The sequence below is a fragment of the Paenibacillus sp. FSL H8-0175 genome (assembly GCF_045040615.1).
GTDB classification, from domain to species: Bacteria; Bacillota; Bacilli; order Paenibacillales; family Paenibacillaceae; genus Paenibacillus_AQ; species Paenibacillus_AQ odorifer.
The window spans coordinates 1,047,811-1,065,660 of the sequence record NZ_CP150299.1; the positions used below are offsets into that span (position 1 = coordinate 1,047,811).

Consider the following 17,850-nt stretch of genomic DNA (forward strand, 5'->3'; position numbering starts at 1 on the left):
TATATATAATAATAGGTCTTTATAGTCTCCACTTTGGAGCGAAGGAGGAGCATATGCTGAAATCACTGGAAGCCATCGCCTTATACCGTGAAGGTGTGCAAGATCATTTGGAGGATCACCTCTGGCTGAAGCTTATTGTCCAAGCGGAGGAGCAGATTGTAAATTTGGAACGTGTGGAATCTCTGGAGGAGCTGGATCGCAGGAATCCCGTACTGGACTATGTGGAACGTAGCTTGCAGATTCTGGACCAACTTCCCCGTTCTATTTGGATAAAAGAGCTGGTGGAAGAAACGTTAATTTGGTCAGAAACGGCTAAGGGAGGTACAGCAAAGGAGCGGCTGGTTTGGCAGAAGGAAGGGATCAATTGTTTTGTACATAATTTAGGTTCCGCACAGTTATATGAGAGATATTTAGGGAGGGCTGTCTCCGAGAAAGGTGCGATGATTCAGCGGCTTATTGAGACTCATGGACTTATAGGACAGCAAATTCGCGGAGAAGTGCCGCCGGAAGTCAATAAGCCACTCCATGATATAGTGGAAGATCAACTGCTGACCGCGGAGGAACTGGAACGCCTGCTGACCGTGCTCAATCATTGCATCATCGGAGCTGTGTCTCCCGAGTTATGGCAGAATGTGCAGCATGAAGTGAAGCAGCTTATTGAGCTGATTTCTTCAGGCAATCTTGCTAGTCCTATGCCGATGAAGGAACGACTGCGCAGAATGCGGCTGGGTCCGATCTCTAGAGGAGAGGATTTCACTACGGAATGGGCTAAGCTGACGCAGGAAGGTTTCCATGCTGAACGCTTGGAGTCATTAAGTAAGATTACCTTCTGGTATGTGGAATCTGCACTACAGACCTTTTCGCTGGAGCAATTTCTGAAGGTGATGGTGCTTGCTGCCCAGAGGGCGCAGAATCAATCCTTAAGCCATATCAGCTTCGAGCATGTCATGAACAGCATTTACTACGATTACAAGGGTGTTAAGAAGACCAATGTTTATAAGAAGCGGATTATCGAAAAATATTTAGCGGAGCTTACATGGAAGGATATCGAGCAAGGGACTTTGCCTGCTGAGAACCCTCACCTACTCTTGCGGCAATATTCTAAGGAACATCTGCCAGACACGGTATTTTTTCAATTCCAATTCTCGGCAGCGGCAGAGAAGCTGATCGAATTCTGTATGGAAGCTGAAAAATCACCCTTGTATGAACGTGCTGTATTGCTGTTATTCGATCTATTCGAGCTGCGCAGGGATGCTTTTGACCGTTTTCATAATGAAGATACCTACTTAAGCCAAATGAATAATACAGCAGATTATAAAGCTGTAATTCTAGATCATGTCACTGGACAAAAAGTGTTGGATATCGGTCCGGGCGGCGGTGTGCTGCTGGATTTACTGGAAGAGCGTATGCCCGAGGTTACTCCTATCGGCATTGATATATCAAGCAATGTAGTGGAAGCCTTGCGGCAACGCAAGCAGCGGGAAGGTCGCCACTGGGAGGTGCTGCAGGGAGATGCGTTGAACCTTAAAGATTTCGTGGAGGCCGGAACGGTGGACACGGTAATTTTCTCTTCGATTTTGCATGAGCTATATTCTTATGTGCCGCTAAATGGTAATAAGTTCAATCACGACACCGTCTCCGCAGCTCTGCGAAGTGCCTTTGCTGTATTGTCAGCTGGCGGGGTTATCATTATCCGCGATGGGATCATGACTGAACCTGCATCATTGCTGCGGAGAGTTCGCTTTCTGGAAGAGGATGGTCTGGTGTGGCTGGAGCGTTATGCGAAGGATTTTGCTGGACGTCAGATTCAGTTTCAGAGATTAGGGGAACAAGAAGTGCTCATGCCCGTTAATGATGCCATGGAATTTTTATATACTTATACCTGGGGCGAAGAGGCTTATATTCACGAAGTCCAAGAACAGTTTGGTTATTTCACCCCTACGGAGTTTGCTTCATTTATTGAACAGATTTTAGGAGAGCAGGCAAAGATTGAGGTCTTGCGGCATTACTTGCAAGAAGGTTATACCGAAGCTTTGCGTGATAGAGTAAGGTTCATGGATGAGAGCGGACAGGAAGTGGCGCTGCCGGACAGCACCTGCTTTATTGTGATTCGGAAGGAATAGCCGAAAAATACATCAGCTGCATCTAAAAAAGCAATCGGCAGACCCTCTGATGCGGAGGAGATCCGATTGCTTTTTTATATAGAGATTCTTGCCCTTGTTAGAGTAGTACTTCTAGCTGCGACTTATCAGATTCTTCGGCTAAACGTTGAATTTCTTGATAGGTAGCTAATTGTTCTGTCCGCTCATTGGTGTTCTCTTCAGAAGGTTTAATTTCTGTTGAACCTGCTTTATCGATCTGATCTTTAATTTTATCTCCCGTGTCTTTCATGGCATCGCCTAACGTTTCGTTCATTTCCGATAGTTTAGTTTCGATTTTGGATAACTGTTCCCGTTTGGCTGTTGCGGAATGAGTAGAACGAGCCTCATCCAGCTCTATTTCCTTGGTCAGAACTTTTGCCTCGCCACGCATCTTAGTGTGGGTAGAAGAAACTACCTCCATTTGGCTAACATCTTGGCTTACAGAAACAATCGTATTCAATCTTTCGTTCTGTATCTCTTGCTCGGTTTTAGGTTCATCCTTGGGATTAGCTTTTTGAGCATCTTCTAAGTTCTTTTGTTGCTCTTCGAAGCTGTATTTTGCAATTTGTTGGTCAATCGTTTGGAGCTGCTTGTCGAACTCCTTAAGTTGATCTTGAATAGATTCGAGATTATGTGAACTTTTGGTAGTTCTTTCAATCAGACTGTTCTTACTGTCGATGATATTTTGTTTTTGTTTAAGCAGGGAGTTAACCATTCCGTCCATTTTGGATTGATTTTGAAAAGCAGCCTTTGCAGATTTACTTATTGATAATTTATCTCCATTACCATTACCACTAGTATTGCTGTTTGATTTCATAGTTTTATCATTAGTTTGGTGACTAACAGATACATTAAACCTCGTTCCCATAGATGAGGTCATATTCGTTATATGCATGGTTCATTATCCTCCTACGACGATAAGATCTATCTATAATATATCGGCAAATCAGCAGTAATATTTAATAAAGAGAGCTGTTAGCCGCAGCGTTGTTTGATGGACGCTTAACAGCTTTTTTGTCCAAACTATCCCGGAAGAGGAAGATATTTTCGATTCCAGGCTTTGTTATGTCTATTTGCCGGTGAATTTTTGTCGAAAGTTAGAGGGAGAAATGCCTTCTTTCTTGGAGAAGCAGGAAGAGTAGTAAGTAATATGATGGAAGCCAACCTCTTCAGCGATGCGGGCAATGGACCAGGAAGTTTGAATTAACAGCCGTTTGGATTGTTCTAGACGATAGGACAGGAGATAGGCCATAGGGGTCACACCGTATATTTTTAGCATGTTTTTGGCGAGATAGTTGGGATGATAGTTAAGTTCTTTTTGAAGTAAGGAGTTAGAGACATCACGAGTATAATTTTGCCGAATGAACAATTCAATCTTCTCGGCAAGATGAATGGCGGTTGCATCGGATGCCTCGGCCAGATCGCGGTCCAAGAATTGCAGGAACTGTTGAAAGGAGGCTTGGCGCTTCCAGTTGCGCATCGACTGGGGTTCTTGTTCCAGATGGAAAAAGAACTCTAATACCTCCATTGCCTTCTCTGATATTTCCGTATACTTCGGAATAAAGATCGAGCATACATCGCAGTGATTTAAATAAGCTTTTTGTTTATGGCTTTCGATGAGCTCGCTCTGATTTTCCAGACATTCGTTCATATCCTGACACTCGATCCAGCTGCCGAAGGTTTGGAAATGAATCCAGATGATTTCTGTTTCGATAGGACAAGGGGCAAAGCCATAGTGATGGGCATCTGGACGAAGGATGAGGAATTCTCCTTCCTTTAGCTCCCAGTGCACCTCGTTCTCGGCGATGGGCAACATCCCCTTTTTAACAATGATTAGATCAAATACGCCGATGCAATTACGACTGATATGATAGTCTCCAGCATTGTAGTGAGCACGGCCACAGTCTATGAAATAAGGAATAGGCGGTGTGATAAAGCTAAGAATCGGTGAGTTCATCGCGAGCCTCCAAAAGGTTGTATTTCCTAAAAATCAGTTTGGAATCCATCGTTTTTTTATGATGTAGATGAAACTAGCCTGCACCTTTCCTGAACTCCGAAGGCGAGCATTTCATCGCTTTACGGAAAACCTTTATGAAATAGCTTACATTATCAAATCCGACCTCGAATGCGATGTCGGATATTTTTCTTTCACTTTGTTGCAGCAGATCGGCAGCCTGGCGAATCCGGTATGAGTTGATGTAATCGACTGGCGTTTTACGAGTCATCATTTTGAAGAAGCGGCAGAATTGCCCCTCGCTCATGGGAATAAGCTCTGATAGATCACGGGTACGTATCGGTTCCTGATAGTTATCTTGGATATAAAGGATCACCTTTTTAAGGCGGTTAATTTTGGTGGTATCAGCATCATCCGATTGGCTGCGGTTCTCAAATCGGCCCTCTGCGGTAATCTTGGAAAGCATGATTAGCAAAGTTCCTTTCATAAAGGTCTCAAATCCGGGCATTTTATTAGCGTATGCCTCCATCATTTGCTCCAGATGATGAAGCAGCTCCTGCTGCCAAGGGACATCGGGTGTAATATGTCTCGGAAAGCTCTGGCGCTTCTCTTGCAGTGGCAAAATCGCGTTTTGCTGGATCGTATCGTACTGGGCGCTAGCCAAAAGATCAGGCAGAAATACAAGCGCACAGAATTTGCAGGGGGTGTCTTCGTTCAGCACATAGGCGGCGTGTATATCGCCAGATTCGATAAATACCGCTTCGCCCGCGCGGAGTGGAAAATATTCTGTGTCTACTTGGAACAGAATTTCTCCTTCTAGCAGCATAAAGAACTCCGCTTCTTCATGCCAATGTGTATCGAGTACATGCGTTCCGGATGGAAGTTCTATCCAATAAGCTGCGAGTGGAAACATACTATCTCCATGAACTCTGTTTTCTTTTAGCAAACTCTGAGTTGTACGGTCCATATAAAGGCCTCTTTTCTTAGAAAAACATCAAAATAGTGTTATAAATGAGCTATATAGTATTAGTTTTGTTCATTTTTTATCGGTATAATGCAACTATAAACACCAAATTGAAAGGTGGCAAGTACACAATGAAATTTACTGATGGTCTCTGGCTGGTTCGTGAAGGTATCACGATTAACGGCGCAGTTCAAAATTATGTTGTAGAAAAGACTCCCGAAGGATTAACAGCAATTACACAAACGACTCCAATCACAGGGCGCGCAGCAACGCTGAATTCAACCCTGCTTACTGTAAAATTCCATTCTCCGCTTCCAGGCGTGGTAGGCATTAAAATTATTCATCATGATGGTGTACAGGAACGTGGTCCGGTTTTCGAACTGACTAAAGGTACTGGCGATCATGTGAAGATTGAAGAAACGGATCTCGAAACCGTGCTGATCAGCGGCGGACTTCGTGTAGTGATTCGCAAAGGCGAACAATGGGCGGTGGATTTCTATCGCGGCGAAGAACGTATTACAGGCAGTGGCTTTAAATCCATGGCTTACATCACCGACCAAGACGGTAACACGTACATGCGTGATGAGCTGGATCTCGGCGTAGGCGAATTCGTATATGGTCTGGGCGAACGTTTTACCGCTTTCGTGAAAAATGGACAAACCGTTGATATCTGGAACAAAGACGGCGGCACTAGCTCTGAGCAAGCTTACAAAAACATTCCTTTCTACGTATCAAGCAAAGGTTATGGCGTATTCGTGAATCATCCGGAATTGGTTTCCTATGAAATCGCTTCAGAAAAAGTGAAAAAAGCCCAATTCAGCGTAGCTGGAGAAAGCTTGGAATACTTTGTGATTGATGGACCTACCATTAAAGACGTTATTAGCAACTATACTGCTCTTACTGGTAAACCAGCGCTTCCACCAGCATGGACTTTTGGCTTGTGGCTGACAACTTCGTTCACTACCAACTATGATGAAGAGACTGTAAATTCCTTCGTAGAAGGTATGGCAGAACGTGATCTGCCGCTGCATGTATTCCACTTTGACTGCTTCTGGATGCGTGAGTATCAATGGACTGATTTTGAATGGGATAAACGTGTATTCCCAGATCCAGAGGGCATGCTGAAACGCCTGAAGGAAAAAGGTCTGAAGATCTGCGTATGGATCAACTCTTATATTGGTCAACGTTCACGCTTGTTTGAAGAAGGCAAGAAAAACGGCTACCTGATCAAAAAGCCTAACGGCGATGTTTATCAATGTGACCTGTGGCAAGCGGGTATGGGACTGGTGGATTTCACTAACCCTGCGGCTTGTGAATGGTATGCCGGCTACCTGCGTGATTTGGTAGATATGGGCGTAGACAGCTTCAAGACAGACTTCGGTGAGCGGATTCCTACAGATGTAGTTTATTTCGACGGATCTGATCCGATGAAAATGCACAACTACTACACTCAACTGTACAACAAAGTTGTATTTGAAGTATTGGAAGAGAAGCTTGGTAAGAATGAGGCAGCATTGTTCGCACGTTCTGCAACTGCTGGCGGCCAACAATTCCCAGTTCACTGGGGCGGAGATTGCTACGCAGATTATGAATCCATGGCAGAAAGCCTTCGCGGCGGTTTGTCTCTGGGCTTGTCCGGTTTCGGTTTCTGGAGTCACGATATCGGTGGTTTCGAGAACACTGCTCCGGCACATGTATTTAAACGCTGGTTAGCTTTTGGACTGTTGTCCAGCCACAGCCGTCTGCACGGCAGCACTTCGTACCGTGTGCCTTGGGCGTACGATGATGAAGCTTGTGATGTTACCCGCTTCTTCACGAAGCTTAAATGCAGCTTGATGCCTTACCTGTATGATGTGGCTGGGCAGGCTGCAGAGCATGGCTGGGCTTCTATGCGGGCGATGGTTATGGAATTCCCGGAAGATCCAACATGCGAAGTGCTCGATCGCCAATACATGCTGGGTGATTCCTTGCTCGTAGCGCCTATTTTCCAAGAAAACGGCGAAGTGAAATACTATCTGCCAGCAGGTCGCTGGACTCACCTGTTATCTGGTGAAACTGTACAAGGCGGATCATGGCGCAAAGAGAAATATGATTTCTTCAGCCTGCCACTGTTCGTTCGTCAGAACTCCTTGCTGGCAATCGGCAGCATCGACAACAAACCGGATTATGACTTTGCGGATGGCGTGAAATTTGGCCTGTATTCACTTGAAGAAGGTACTACTACTTCTGCAACCGTACGTGATCTTAAAGGTGCTCCTGAATTGACTGTGAAGGCTGCCCGCAAAGGCAACAGCGTAACAGTTACTGCAGAAGGCAGCGGTAAAGAATTTTCGCTTTCCCTTAAAGATCTGGGAGCTATCGCTTCCGTAGAAGGTGCAGAGCAAGTGGATGAGACTACAGTGAAAGTAAACGCAGGTGCAAAATCTGTATCGTTTACCATTACACTGAAATAAGATGATTTCTTAAAGCATATTGATATAGCCATAACCTCTCTTGTAGACTGGGTGAACGATCCGTTCCCTGGTTTATAGGAGAGGTTTTAGTGTTACAATCTTAACTAATAACGGGGGAAACGTTATGAATACTAATTTAATTAAGGGAAGTGGAGTTTTGAATCAGACGGACTATACCTCTGCTACGGTTCTTTCAACCGCCGCTAATTTTATTATGAATAGGCAAGAACCTTTTACACATACCTTCCGGACTTATATTCGTTTACGGGAAAACGGCCCGGTGCAGCTGAAATTTTGGCATAGCAATGCGGTGGATTCCACCTGGGACCAAGGGCTTGAAGCTTCGGGCAGTGAACCTGGGGGCAGTTGGGTGATCGAATCGGCATTTATCGCGGATGGGGGCACTGAGCCAAACGGAGCTATTATTGAGCATACACAACATGCTGTCACTTTTGAAGGCAATGTCTCCAAGTCAGTAGCGGCCGGTGAATGCTTCTGGAGTGATGAGACAAGCATCAACCTACCTGATGGCCATTACTTAGCGTTTACATGGACGATTAAGACAACTACTGCGGGTAAATCCATTCCTTTCAACGTAGAAGGGATGCTGGCAACCGCTTATGATGCGCCCGGAAATCTGGCTGCACAGGAATCAGCCGATGGGTTTACAGAATCTGACAAGCTTTTGGTACTGCCAAGCTATATCGGATATAAGAAAGCTGTGAATAAGAAGCTAGTATTTTTGGGAGATTCGATTACTCAAGGTGTGCGGACATTAAAGGACGGATACGAATATTGGGCAGCGAGAATTGCGGATGGTCTTGGTGCAGAGATTGGTGTATGGAATCTCGGCTCAGGCTGGGCTAGAGCGTATGATGTGGCTGCGGATGGCCCTTGGCTTCACAAAGCTAAACAGAGTGATGAACTGATGATTGTCCTCGGCGTAAATGATATTGATATTGGCTGCCGCTCTGCAGATGAGTTACTTGGTGATCTGACAACTATTATTGCTAAGATCAAAACAGCAAATGCTGATGCTAGTATTATTCTAAGTACGGTGCCGCCGTTTAATTTTCAGGAGGCAAGAGAAGAGACTTGGCGTAGAGTGAATCATGAAATCCTGACTAACCCACCCGCTGGAGTAGACCGTGTGTTTGATATAGCAAGCCTATTATCGTTGCCTGCACCAGACGATCACCGGATCAGACCGGAATATATGAGTGGACAAGACGACCCGCATCCGAACGGCATAGCCGGTAAGACGGTTGCGGACGCCTTTTTAAACTGGTATTGATTAACTCTTAAATGTGTCCCGGTAGTCCTTAGGTGAAGATCCAACCTGCTTCTTAAACACTTTGCTGAAATATTTAACATCATGAAAACCGACCATTTCGGAGATTTGGGCCAGCTTCAGACGAGGATTCTGCAATAGTAGTTTAGCTTTATCTATTCGGATATTAACAATAAAGTCGGAGAAGTTAATCCCGTATTCCTGTTTGAATCGGCGGGAAATATATTCACGGCTAACAAAAAACTTTCCGGCCACTTCCTGTAAGGACAGGTCGGAAGCGTAATTAAGCTCGATGTATTTGACGATATCATGCATCGGATTACGTTCTTTAGCTTGTTTCAGGGCGATTACTTCGGCCAGCTCCTGCATTAGGGTATACGACCAGTCACGCCAAGCGAATAAGGAGAACGAGTAACCGTTCGTATAAGGAGCTGGGTGAAGCTGGTCGGCCTGTTCAAGCTCGGCCAGTGCGCCTTCAGCTTCAGGGCCTAACATTTCCCGTACCAGCTGGGAACGAAATAGTAGAGCATCATTTTTCCATGAGTTTAGGATTTCTGGTGTCACAACTCCTCCTCGGCTAAGCTCATCTACCCAGTGCTGCGCAGCTGTTGATAATATCTCTGGACTTCCGCTGATGACTGCCATTTTCCAATCTTCCTTGACGTCAGCAAAGTTCGTTGTTGATACATTACCGCGAACCTCTGCTTTGGCGATCTCTTTACGATCTCTGAATTCTTCGGAGGAAGAGGAGAAATGGCAGTAATCCTCATGAATTAATAAGTTTCGGCGTTGTAAGGCCTCTGCCACCTCTGCACGCTGATAAGGTAACTGCTTAGGTAAGTTGCCGATGCTGCTGATTCCAAAATGCATTCGGACCTGCAAGGTAGAGTAGATGCCATGATTGATTCTGCCTATTAGCTCGACCACAGAGGGTTGAATATCCCACAGAATAATCGCAATCTCCGGAGGACCTCCCCAATAACGAAAAGCAACACCCTTAAGCGGACTGTGCAAAAATTCATTACAAATATTGACGATAGCGTAGTTCATTAGCTCGGTGTCTCCGCCAAAACGTTTAATCAACGGATTGTTACCCGCATCTGTCTGCACCAATATTAACCGAGCGGAATGGATGTTTTCCGGAATGATACCATCACTGCATAACCTCCGCAAAGATAAATCAGAATTGATCGGATCATCAATTAGTGCAGATAATAGCTTTTCCCCATAAATGGGCTTGAACTCATTAAGCTGAATACTCTGTTTCTGCCGTTCGCTTCGGTCGTCTTCTTCTGAGCGCCAGGCTGCAACTGCTTTAGCTACCGCTACATTGATTGCCTCGGCTTCGATAGGTTTCAGGATATAATCAATACCCCCATGCCGCACAGTCTGCCGTACGAACTCAAAATCATTATGTCCGCTGACTACAATAAACTTAGTGTTGCCGGCGAATTCGTTCACCCAGGTCATTAACTCTATCCCATTACCTGATTCCATCATCATATCCATAATGACTAATGCTGGTTTAGCCTGCCGGATGATCTCGATGGCTTCATTTCCATTTCCGGCTTCCAGAATTTCATCTATTTGATGGGCGTCCCAGTCGACAAGCAGTCTGACTGCCTTTCTAACTCTTGCCTCGTCATCAACAATCAACGCCTTCATATCTTTTCACGCTCCGCTATAATTTCAATTTCCAATTTCACTACTACTCCGCCTGCTCTAAGGTTATCCACAGTTAAAGTGGCACTATCTCCGCACACAAACTTGAGTCGAGCCAGAACGTTCGGCAGACCAATACCTGATCCTGTAGCTTCCTTGGTTTGCTCTGTATTTCTTAATAAATCTATATCTGTTCTAGTAGGATGCTGTAGCTTCTGCTTTAAAAGATCTAACTTCGCTGAAGGGATCGCATTTCCGTTATTTTGGATACAGATTTCCATCCGGTTGTCATCCACTCTTGCTGCGGTGATTTCAATGAATCCGTCACTGCGGGAAAGATTAAAGCCGTGTTTGAAATAATTTTCTACAATAGGCTGTAAAATCATTTTCGGCATAAACGTCTCTAAAAGTGATTCCTCCATATCGTAGCGGAAACTGAACTTATTTTCAAAACGTTCCTTTTGCAGTTCAATGTAGGCTTTGACATGATCCAGCTCATCCTTAACAGTTACGATCTTCTCCTCATTGTACATGCTGTAGCGCATCATTTTGGCTAGAGCTGAAAGAAGTGAGTAAATTTGGGGCACTTTAAGCTCTAAGGCCAGCGTGCCAATGATCTGTAACGTGTTATTCAGAAAATGCGGGTTGATTTGTGCCTGCAGTGCCCGCAGTTCATTGGTCTTATTGGACAATTCCAGCTTGTACTCTCTTAAAATCAGGTTGTTGATCGTGTCCATCATACTGCGGAATCGCTCGGTAACCACGCCAATCTCATCTTTGCCCATAGGTTGAATTTCAACATCAAGATTACCGGTCTGCACCTGATTCATGTAACGAGTCAACTGCTTGATAGGAGCCGTGATTCGAAAAGAGATCAGGGTCGTTAACGTGGCAATTGTAATCAAAAGTAGAACAAGGAGGAATATATTGATCGCTGCCGCCTCGTTAGCTTCCCGGAAAAGATAGGACGTAGGAATCTGCTTCACGAGGGTCCAATTTAAACCTTGGGTTTCGATTCTTTGGTAAATAAACACAGCATCTTCCTCTTCAAAATACCCTTGCGAGCTTTGATTCGTGGCGATTTGCTTGTTGTACCAAGAAGCGTGTAGGCGCTTGCCGTATTCCTCACTGTTGCTTCCGTATACAATCCTGCCATCGCCATCCAGCAGCCAAATGTTCTCCTGCTTCTGATCATATAACTGGCTGACGATGTCGGTAAGAGCCGTTAGCTTAACATCGATCGACAGGAAGCCGAGTGGGGTGGTAGTGGGAATCCTTTCAATTCGTCTATGCAATGTGAACACAGGCTCCGGTATGAGTTGCGGGATAGGTGAAGTTAGGCCATAGCTGTGACTTATATGTGTACTTTGTATAAACACAGGAGAACTGCTAGTGATCTCTGAGTCGGCATAAGGGGGGATACCCTGCCAACGTTTGGGTGTATTTTGGGTGAGCAAAGTGGCTTTTCTATCCTTTACACCGTAAAGATACACCTGGGATATATCTGGCATGGATGAAGAAATGTAATTTAGAGAAGAATAAATTCGTGTATTTGCTGCCATATCCTCGTATCCCGCTTCGAGCAGTCTGTAGAAATCTGAATCTGAATAGACGATAAGGGAGAGACGATTGATCTCCTGAATCAGACTTTCGATGTTTCTATTGCCTTGAAAGAGGAGGTTCGTATTCTCATCTACTGCCCTTGTTCTTAGGGATTGAGTGCTATAGTGATAGCTAATAAACATGGTGGCCATAATACAGATTAACGTTGGCAGTAGGATAAAAACGATCAATTTTGTGCGAATCGTGTTCCATTTCATCGAAATTTGTCACATCCGATCAATATTTTACACCTGAAAGATCACTTTAGTAGGTGTGAGGTACCCTGAAAAAAACAGATAATATGTGTATAAAGCATAAACAAGTAAGTGAGCAAAAGAAAGGGGGGGGCAATAAATGCGCGGCACTAAGTTGTCCCAGTTAGGTCAACAGCTTTTTTTCGTTGGTCCGGCAGTTTTGTTTTTTACCTTAATAACGATTATCCCATTTTTGATGGGGATGTATTACTCTTTCACAGATTGGAACGGTGTATCCGGTAATGTAAGTTGGGTCGGATTTCAAAACTTTTCCACTATTTTCTCAAATGACCCTGACTTCTGGTCTTCCTTTTGGTTCACGGTAAGATTTACGGTGTTAGGTGTGATTTTGACTAACGTGGTAGGCTTCTTCTTAGCTTATCTGTTAACTAAACCTTTAAAGACACGTAACATGCTTCGGACTATTTTCTTTATGCCGAACGTTATCGGGGGATTGTTGCTTGGTTTCATCTGGCAATTTATCTTCATCAAAGGGTTCGCCACTATGGGCGACCTCACAGGATGGTCCTTCTTTAATCTTCCTTGGCTCGGTGATGCCACAACAGGATTCTGGGCGATTGTAATGGTCTTTGTTTGGCAGTCTTCCGGTTATCTAATGGTTATCTACATTGCCTCGTTGAGTAACGTATCTAAAGAAGTACTAGAAGCGGCTGATATTGATGGTGCTTCCCGTTGGCAGGTGCTACGCAATATCGTAGTTCCGCTAATTATGCCTGCTGTAACTATCGGATTATTCTTGGCCATTTCCTGGTCATTCAAAATGTTTGACCTTAACTTGTCCTTGACGAAGGGCGGACCGTTCAAATCTACGGAATCCGTTGCTATGAATATTTACAATGAAGCCTTCCTGAACAATCGTTACGGGCTGGGTACTGCAAAAGCGCTGCTGTTCTTTGTAATTGTAGCCATCATTACTCTGATTCAGGTCCGTATCACGAAGAGCAAGGAGGTTGAAGCGTAATGAAACCTACAGAAAAAAAGAGATGGAATATTGGCACGGAAGTAATAATGATCCTTCTGGCCCTGCTCTTTCTCTCTCCATTCTATTTCTTGCTCGCAAACTCGGTGAAATCCTTCGGTGAAATTCTGAGTGATGCGGCAAGCTGGCCAAAAGTATTTATGTGGTCGAACTATTCAACCGCCTGGAAATTAGCCCGTTTCGGTGAAGCATTCCGAAACTCGGTTATTATCACAGTGATCAGTGTTATTCTAATCTCTCTGTTCAGTGCGATGGCATCTTATCGTATGGTTCGGGCGAATACGAAATTCAATCAGTTCTTGCTGCTTATCTTCGTAGCTGCAATGGTAGTTCCGTTCCAAACGATTATGATTCCTATTCTGAAGGTCGTAAATGTTATTGGAGTAAACAACTCTTTCCTTGGTTTGATTATCACGAATCTAGGAATCAGTGTTCCGATGGCGATCTTCCTGTTCCATGGCTTTATCAAGTCCGTTCCTCTTGAAATTGAAGAGGCGGCTACAGTAGATGGATGTAATCCTATTACCGTGTTCTTCCGTATTGTGCTTCCTTTGCTGAAGCCAATGGTGATGACAACAATCGTGCTAAACGCACTTGGAATATGGAATGACTATCTGTTGCCATCCTTGATTCTTCAGGCACCAGAGCTTCGGACCATTCCACTAGCGACTTTCTCCTTCTTTGGTCAATACACCAAACAATGGGATATGGCACTTCCGGCTCTCGTAATCGGGGTCGCACCAATTATCATTTTCTACCTGTTTATGCAACGTTACATTGTTGAGGGAATAGCGGCTGGCTCGGTGAAAGGTTAACACCGAGCCCTCCGTTCCAAATATTTTTTAAGCAGTCCACTATTTTAAGGGGGAATATATAATGAAGAAGAAACACTCCGCAGTTGCTCTATCAGCAGTAATGGCAATGAGTTTAGCTCTAACGGCATGTGGTGGTAATAATAACGCTTCTAGTAACTCACAAAATGGAAGCGCTGGCACAAATTCAGGTGAAGTGAAGACCGTTAAGATCTTCCAATTCAAAACTGAAATCGTAGAAGGCCTCAATGAGCTTAAGGTAGAATTCGAAAAAGAATACCCTAACATCAAGCTGGATATCCAAACAGTTGGTGGTGGTGCGGACTACGCAGCAGCATTGAAAACTAAATTCGCTTCCGGCGATGCGCCTGATATTTTCTCCAATGGTGGATATGCAGAAATGGAACTTTGGGGAGACAAGATGGAAGATCTGTCCGACCAACCTTGGGTAAAAGATCTGATTCCTATGGCTGCAGAGCCTATGACTAAAGATGGCAAAGTATACGGTATGGCAATGAACCTTGAGGGTATCGGTATTGTGTATAACAAGGACTTGTTCGCTAAAGCGGGAATCACTGAAACTCCAAAAACATTGTCACAGCTTGAAGAAGCAGCTAAAAAGCTGCAAGCTATCGACGTAACTCCTTTTGGTAATGCATATCAGGAATGGTGGCTGCTAGGTAACCAAGGGATCAGCGTAGCCTTTGCACAACAAGATAATGTAGATGAATTCATCAAAGGTTTGAATGAAGGAACTGGTACAATTGTAGGCAATAAAACGTTTGAAGAGTGGAGCAAGTATCTCAAACTGACTTTACAATACGGACAAAAGAATCCTTTGACCACAGATGCTAACACTCACCTGGCAATGTTCGCAAAAGGCGAAACTGCAATGATGCAAGAAGGTAACTGGGCACAAACTCTTGTTGATAACATCACTCCTGATATGAACATTGGTATGTTCCCTATGCCAATCAATGAAGATGCTGAGAAGAATGACAAAATGACTGTTGGTATCCCTGCGAACCTTGTAGTCAACAAAGAATCCGGTTCTAAAGAAGAAGCCAAAACTTTCTTGAACTGGTTGGTAACTTCCGATATGGGTAAAGAGTACATCGTTAAAAAATGGAAATTCATCCCTGCTTTGTCCACAATCGAAGCAACACCTGAAGACATCGGTATGCTTGGAGCAGACGTATGGAACTACGTAAAAGAAAACAAAGTTTATGGCCTGCAATCCTCTAAATTCCCTGATGGTGTAACGCAAGAATTTGCCAGCGTGATTCAACAGTTCATTGCTGACAAGGTTGACGTTAACGGTTGGATGACTGGTATGCAAGCTGCATGGGACAAGCTTAAAAAATAAGTAAAGCACATTATAGAGAAGATTTAATGGATATTAGTGGTTAACAGAAGCGCTCTCCGTATACCTCATCAATTTGAGACGGGGAGCGCTTTTTTTGGGAAACAGGGCTGATTATCAAGGGATGGGGAGAAGCGCCAATGAAACGATATGATCATGTTCAGATGGGTGTGGACTATTACCCGGAGCATTGGGATGAATCCATGTGGGAACCAGATATCAAGTTGATGAAAGAAACAGGTGTTAAAGTAGTCCGGGTTGCTGAGTTCGCATGGAGCCGACTGGAGCCAACTGAGGGGAATTACCAGTTTGAGTGGCTGGACCGTGCGCTGGACCTTTTTCATCAATATGATCTGCAGGTTGTGATGGGTACGCCAACAGCTACACCGCCAAGATGGTTAACGACGAAATTTCCGGATGTGCTTCCGGTGTTTGCTAATGGAGAGATTTTTCACCCGGGGGTACGTGGACACCGCTGCTATAACAGCACATCGCTGCGTGAGTATGGCAGCCGTATTATTCTGCGTCTTGCCGAACGTTACAGTGAACACCCGGCCGTCATAGGCTGGCAGACTGATAATGAATTTGGCATGTTGGATTGTCATTGTGACGCTTGTAATACTGCTTTTCGAGCATGGGTACAAGCTAAATACGGAACACTGGCTGAGGTCAATGCAGAATGGGGAACCGTTGTTTGGAGCGGGGAGTACAGCGATTGGAATGAGCTTACCGTGCCGTTGGGCGGATCACCTCATCAGAATCCATCTTTTCTGCTGGACTTTCAGCGGTTTCAGTGGGATTCGGTGGTAGCGTTTCAGACAGCGCAGATCAATATTTTGCGTATGATTTGTCCAGAGCATTTCATAACCCATAACTTTCACAGCTATCCGCAGCGTCTCGATATGTACGCAGTGGGTGCAGATCTGGACGTGGCTGCGTTTGATTATTATCCGAATACTTCGCCAACCAAACAAGAGACAACGCCTTATAGCGGAGCACTTTCATTGGACGTAACCCGTGGCATCAAACGCCAAAACTTCTGGATCATGGAGCAGCTGAGTGGATCTCCGGGTTGTTGGATGCCGATGTGGCGAACCCCTTATCCGGGACTGATTCGTGCCTATGCATGGCAGGCGATTGCTAGAGGTGCGGATACTGTTGTTCATTTTCGCTGGAGAAGTGCAACTTCAGGAGCAGAACAATTCTGGCACGGGCTGATTGATCACAGCAATGTTCCCGGACGCAGATTAGCGGAGTTCACGCAGCTATGTCATGAGGTTAATGGGCTGAGCGGCAAGCTCCAAGGAACGAAGCTGAAAAACGAAGTGGCTATCCTCCATTCTCATGAAGAGAAGGCTGCGCTGGATATTCAGCCGCAGGCAGAGGGCTTTGATTATTATGAGAACATTAAGCAGATTCACCGGGCGGTGACCAAGCTTGGCATGGGCTGCGATGTTATCGACCTCAGACAACCGCTTGATGGATACAAAGTAGTAATCGCTCCAAATTTATATTTGCTGGATGAGGAGATCGTACGTAATCTGGAGGATTTTGCCCTCGCTGGCGGGACCTTACTGATCACCAACCGTAGTGGCGTCAAAAATATAAACAACATCGCAGTCATGCAACCGCTGCCTGGGCAGCTGAGCTATTGTACCGGCGTTGAAGTGCTGGAGTATGATCCGATTGGCGTTGAAACACATGTCATCGTGGATGCGGAGGGTAACCCATATGAATGTACGCAGTGGTGCGACATCCTCCGACCTGTAGTGGCCCAGCCAATTGCCTGGTATGGTGATGATTTCTATCGCGGCACACCCGCTGTTACTGTTAATTCCTTCGGCAAAGGTCAGGTTTATTACTTTGGAACCCATGCGGAAGAGCAATACTGGTCAGTTCTATTGGAGAACCTGGCTAAGGAAAAAGGGTTGTTATACTATGAAGGATTGCCAAACGGAGTACATGCCTCCGTGCGGACTGGAGATCAGGGAAGCTTCTTGTTCCTGCTTAATCTGAGCCGCGAGTCGGTGATCGTTCCGTTGCCACGAGAATACAGCAGCCTGCTGGATAATAAGATTCGATCGGGAGAGCTCCAGCTCGAGCCGTATGGTGTTGAGGTGCTGGAGATTTGAGTGGTTTTGAGTAAAGAGATTTTGGAGTGGGTTTGGGAGTGTGGCAGGAGAGGGGAAAGTGGAGTGGGAAATGTGTGGAGTAGGGTGAAGTGAAGGTTGGTGAAGATGGAGTGGGGGATGTGTGGAGTAGGGTGAAGTGAGGTTGGTGAAGATGGAGTGAGGGATGTGTGGAGTAGGGTGAAGTGAAGGTTGGTGAAGATGGAGTGAGGGATGTGTGGAGTA

General features: G+C 45.0%; 12 protein-coding genes. 7 read left to right on the forward strand and 5 right to left on the reverse strand.

The features are described from left to right. Window positions 1–53 precede the first annotated feature (53 nt). Window positions 54–2,123, forward strand: a complete 2,070-nt coding sequence (locus MHH46_RS04535) for a class I SAM-dependent methyltransferase (RefSeq protein WP_076194391.1) — start codon at window positions 54–56, stop codon at window positions 2,121–2,123. Window positions 2,124–2,220: 97 nt separating this feature from the next. Here the strand turns inward: MHH46_RS04535 and MHH46_RS04540 are convergent, their stop codons facing one another. The 3 genes from MHH46_RS04540 to MHH46_RS04550 all read right to left on the reverse strand — a co-directional run bounded on the left by MHH46_RS04540 (window position 2,221) and on the right by MHH46_RS04550 (window position 5,062). Continuing rightward, a complete protein-coding gene (locus MHH46_RS04540; RefSeq protein WP_076184997.1) occupies window positions 2,221–3,036 on the reverse strand; it encodes a hypothetical protein in 816 nt (271 codons plus the stop codon). A 174-nt stretch (window positions 3,037–3,210) separates the two neighbouring features. Beyond that, window positions 3,211–4,098 carry a helix-turn-helix transcriptional regulator gene (locus MHH46_RS04545; protein ID WP_076129612.1) on the reverse strand — a complete coding sequence of 296 codons (888 nt, stop codon included), beginning with the start codon at window positions 4,096–4,098 and terminating at the stop codon, window positions 3,211–3,213. A gap of 73 nt (window positions 4,099–4,171) precedes the next feature. Continuing rightward, window positions 4,172–5,062 (reverse strand): AraC family transcriptional regulator, encoded by an 891-nt coding sequence (locus MHH46_RS04550; RefSeq protein WP_076129611.1) that lies wholly within the window; start codon window positions 5,060–5,062, stop codon window positions 4,172–4,174. 128 nt (window positions 5,063–5,190) lie between these two features. On the opposite strand from MHH46_RS04550, the gene yicI reads away from it, so the two are divergent. Together yicI and MHH46_RS04560 are read left to right on the forward strand one after the other, a co-directional pair. Then, complete coding sequence (gene yicI, locus MHH46_RS04555) at window positions 5,191–7,512, forward strand: alpha-xylosidase (protein WP_076129610.1); 2,322 nt, start codon at window positions 5,191–5,193, stop codon at window positions 7,510–7,512. Window positions 7,513–7,636: 124 nt separating this feature from the next. Continuing rightward, complete coding sequence (locus MHH46_RS04560; protein ID WP_076129609.1) at window positions 7,637–8,806, forward strand: GDSL-type esterase/lipase family protein; 1,170 nt, start codon at window positions 7,637–7,639, stop codon at window positions 8,804–8,806. On the opposite strand, the gene MHH46_RS04565 is transcribed toward MHH46_RS04560, so the two are convergent. Further along, window positions 8,807–10,468, reverse strand: a complete 1,662-nt coding sequence (locus MHH46_RS04565; RefSeq protein WP_076194392.1) for a helix-turn-helix domain-containing protein — start codon at window positions 10,466–10,468, stop codon at window positions 8,807–8,809. After that, window positions 10,465–12,285 carry a sensor histidine kinase gene (locus MHH46_RS04570; protein WP_076194393.1) on the reverse strand — a complete coding sequence of 607 codons (1,821 nt, stop codon included), beginning with the start codon at window positions 12,283–12,285 and terminating at the stop codon, window positions 10,465–10,467. The genes MHH46_RS04565 and MHH46_RS04570 overlap by 4 nt, the downstream gene beginning before the upstream one ends. Window positions 12,286–12,421: 136 nt before the next feature. On the opposite strand from MHH46_RS04570, the gene MHH46_RS04575 reads away from it, so the two are divergent. From MHH46_RS04575 to MHH46_RS04590, 4 genes are all read left to right on the forward strand, one after another. Further along, window positions 12,422–13,303, forward strand: a complete 882-nt coding sequence (locus MHH46_RS04575; RefSeq protein ID WP_036680772.1) for a carbohydrate ABC transporter permease — start codon at window positions 12,422–12,424, stop codon at window positions 13,301–13,303. Continuing rightward, on the forward strand, window positions 13,303–14,136 hold the full coding sequence (locus tag MHH46_RS04580) for a carbohydrate ABC transporter permease (RefSeq protein ID WP_036680774.1): 834 nt from the start codon (window positions 13,303–13,305) through the stop codon (window positions 14,134–14,136). Before MHH46_RS04575 ends, MHH46_RS04580 begins: the two co-directional genes overlap by 1 nt. A gap of 61 nt (window positions 14,137–14,197) precedes the next feature. Beyond that, on the forward strand, window positions 14,198–15,499 hold the full coding sequence (locus tag MHH46_RS04585; protein WP_094902687.1) for an ABC transporter substrate-binding protein: 1,302 nt from the start codon (window positions 14,198–14,200) through the stop codon (window positions 15,497–15,499). 137 nt (window positions 15,500–15,636) lie between these two features. Beyond that, a complete protein-coding gene (locus MHH46_RS04590; RefSeq protein ID WP_076194394.1) occupies window positions 15,637–17,628 on the forward strand; it encodes a beta-galactosidase in 1,992 nt (663 codons plus the stop codon). Window positions 17,629–17,850 lie beyond the last annotated feature (222 nt).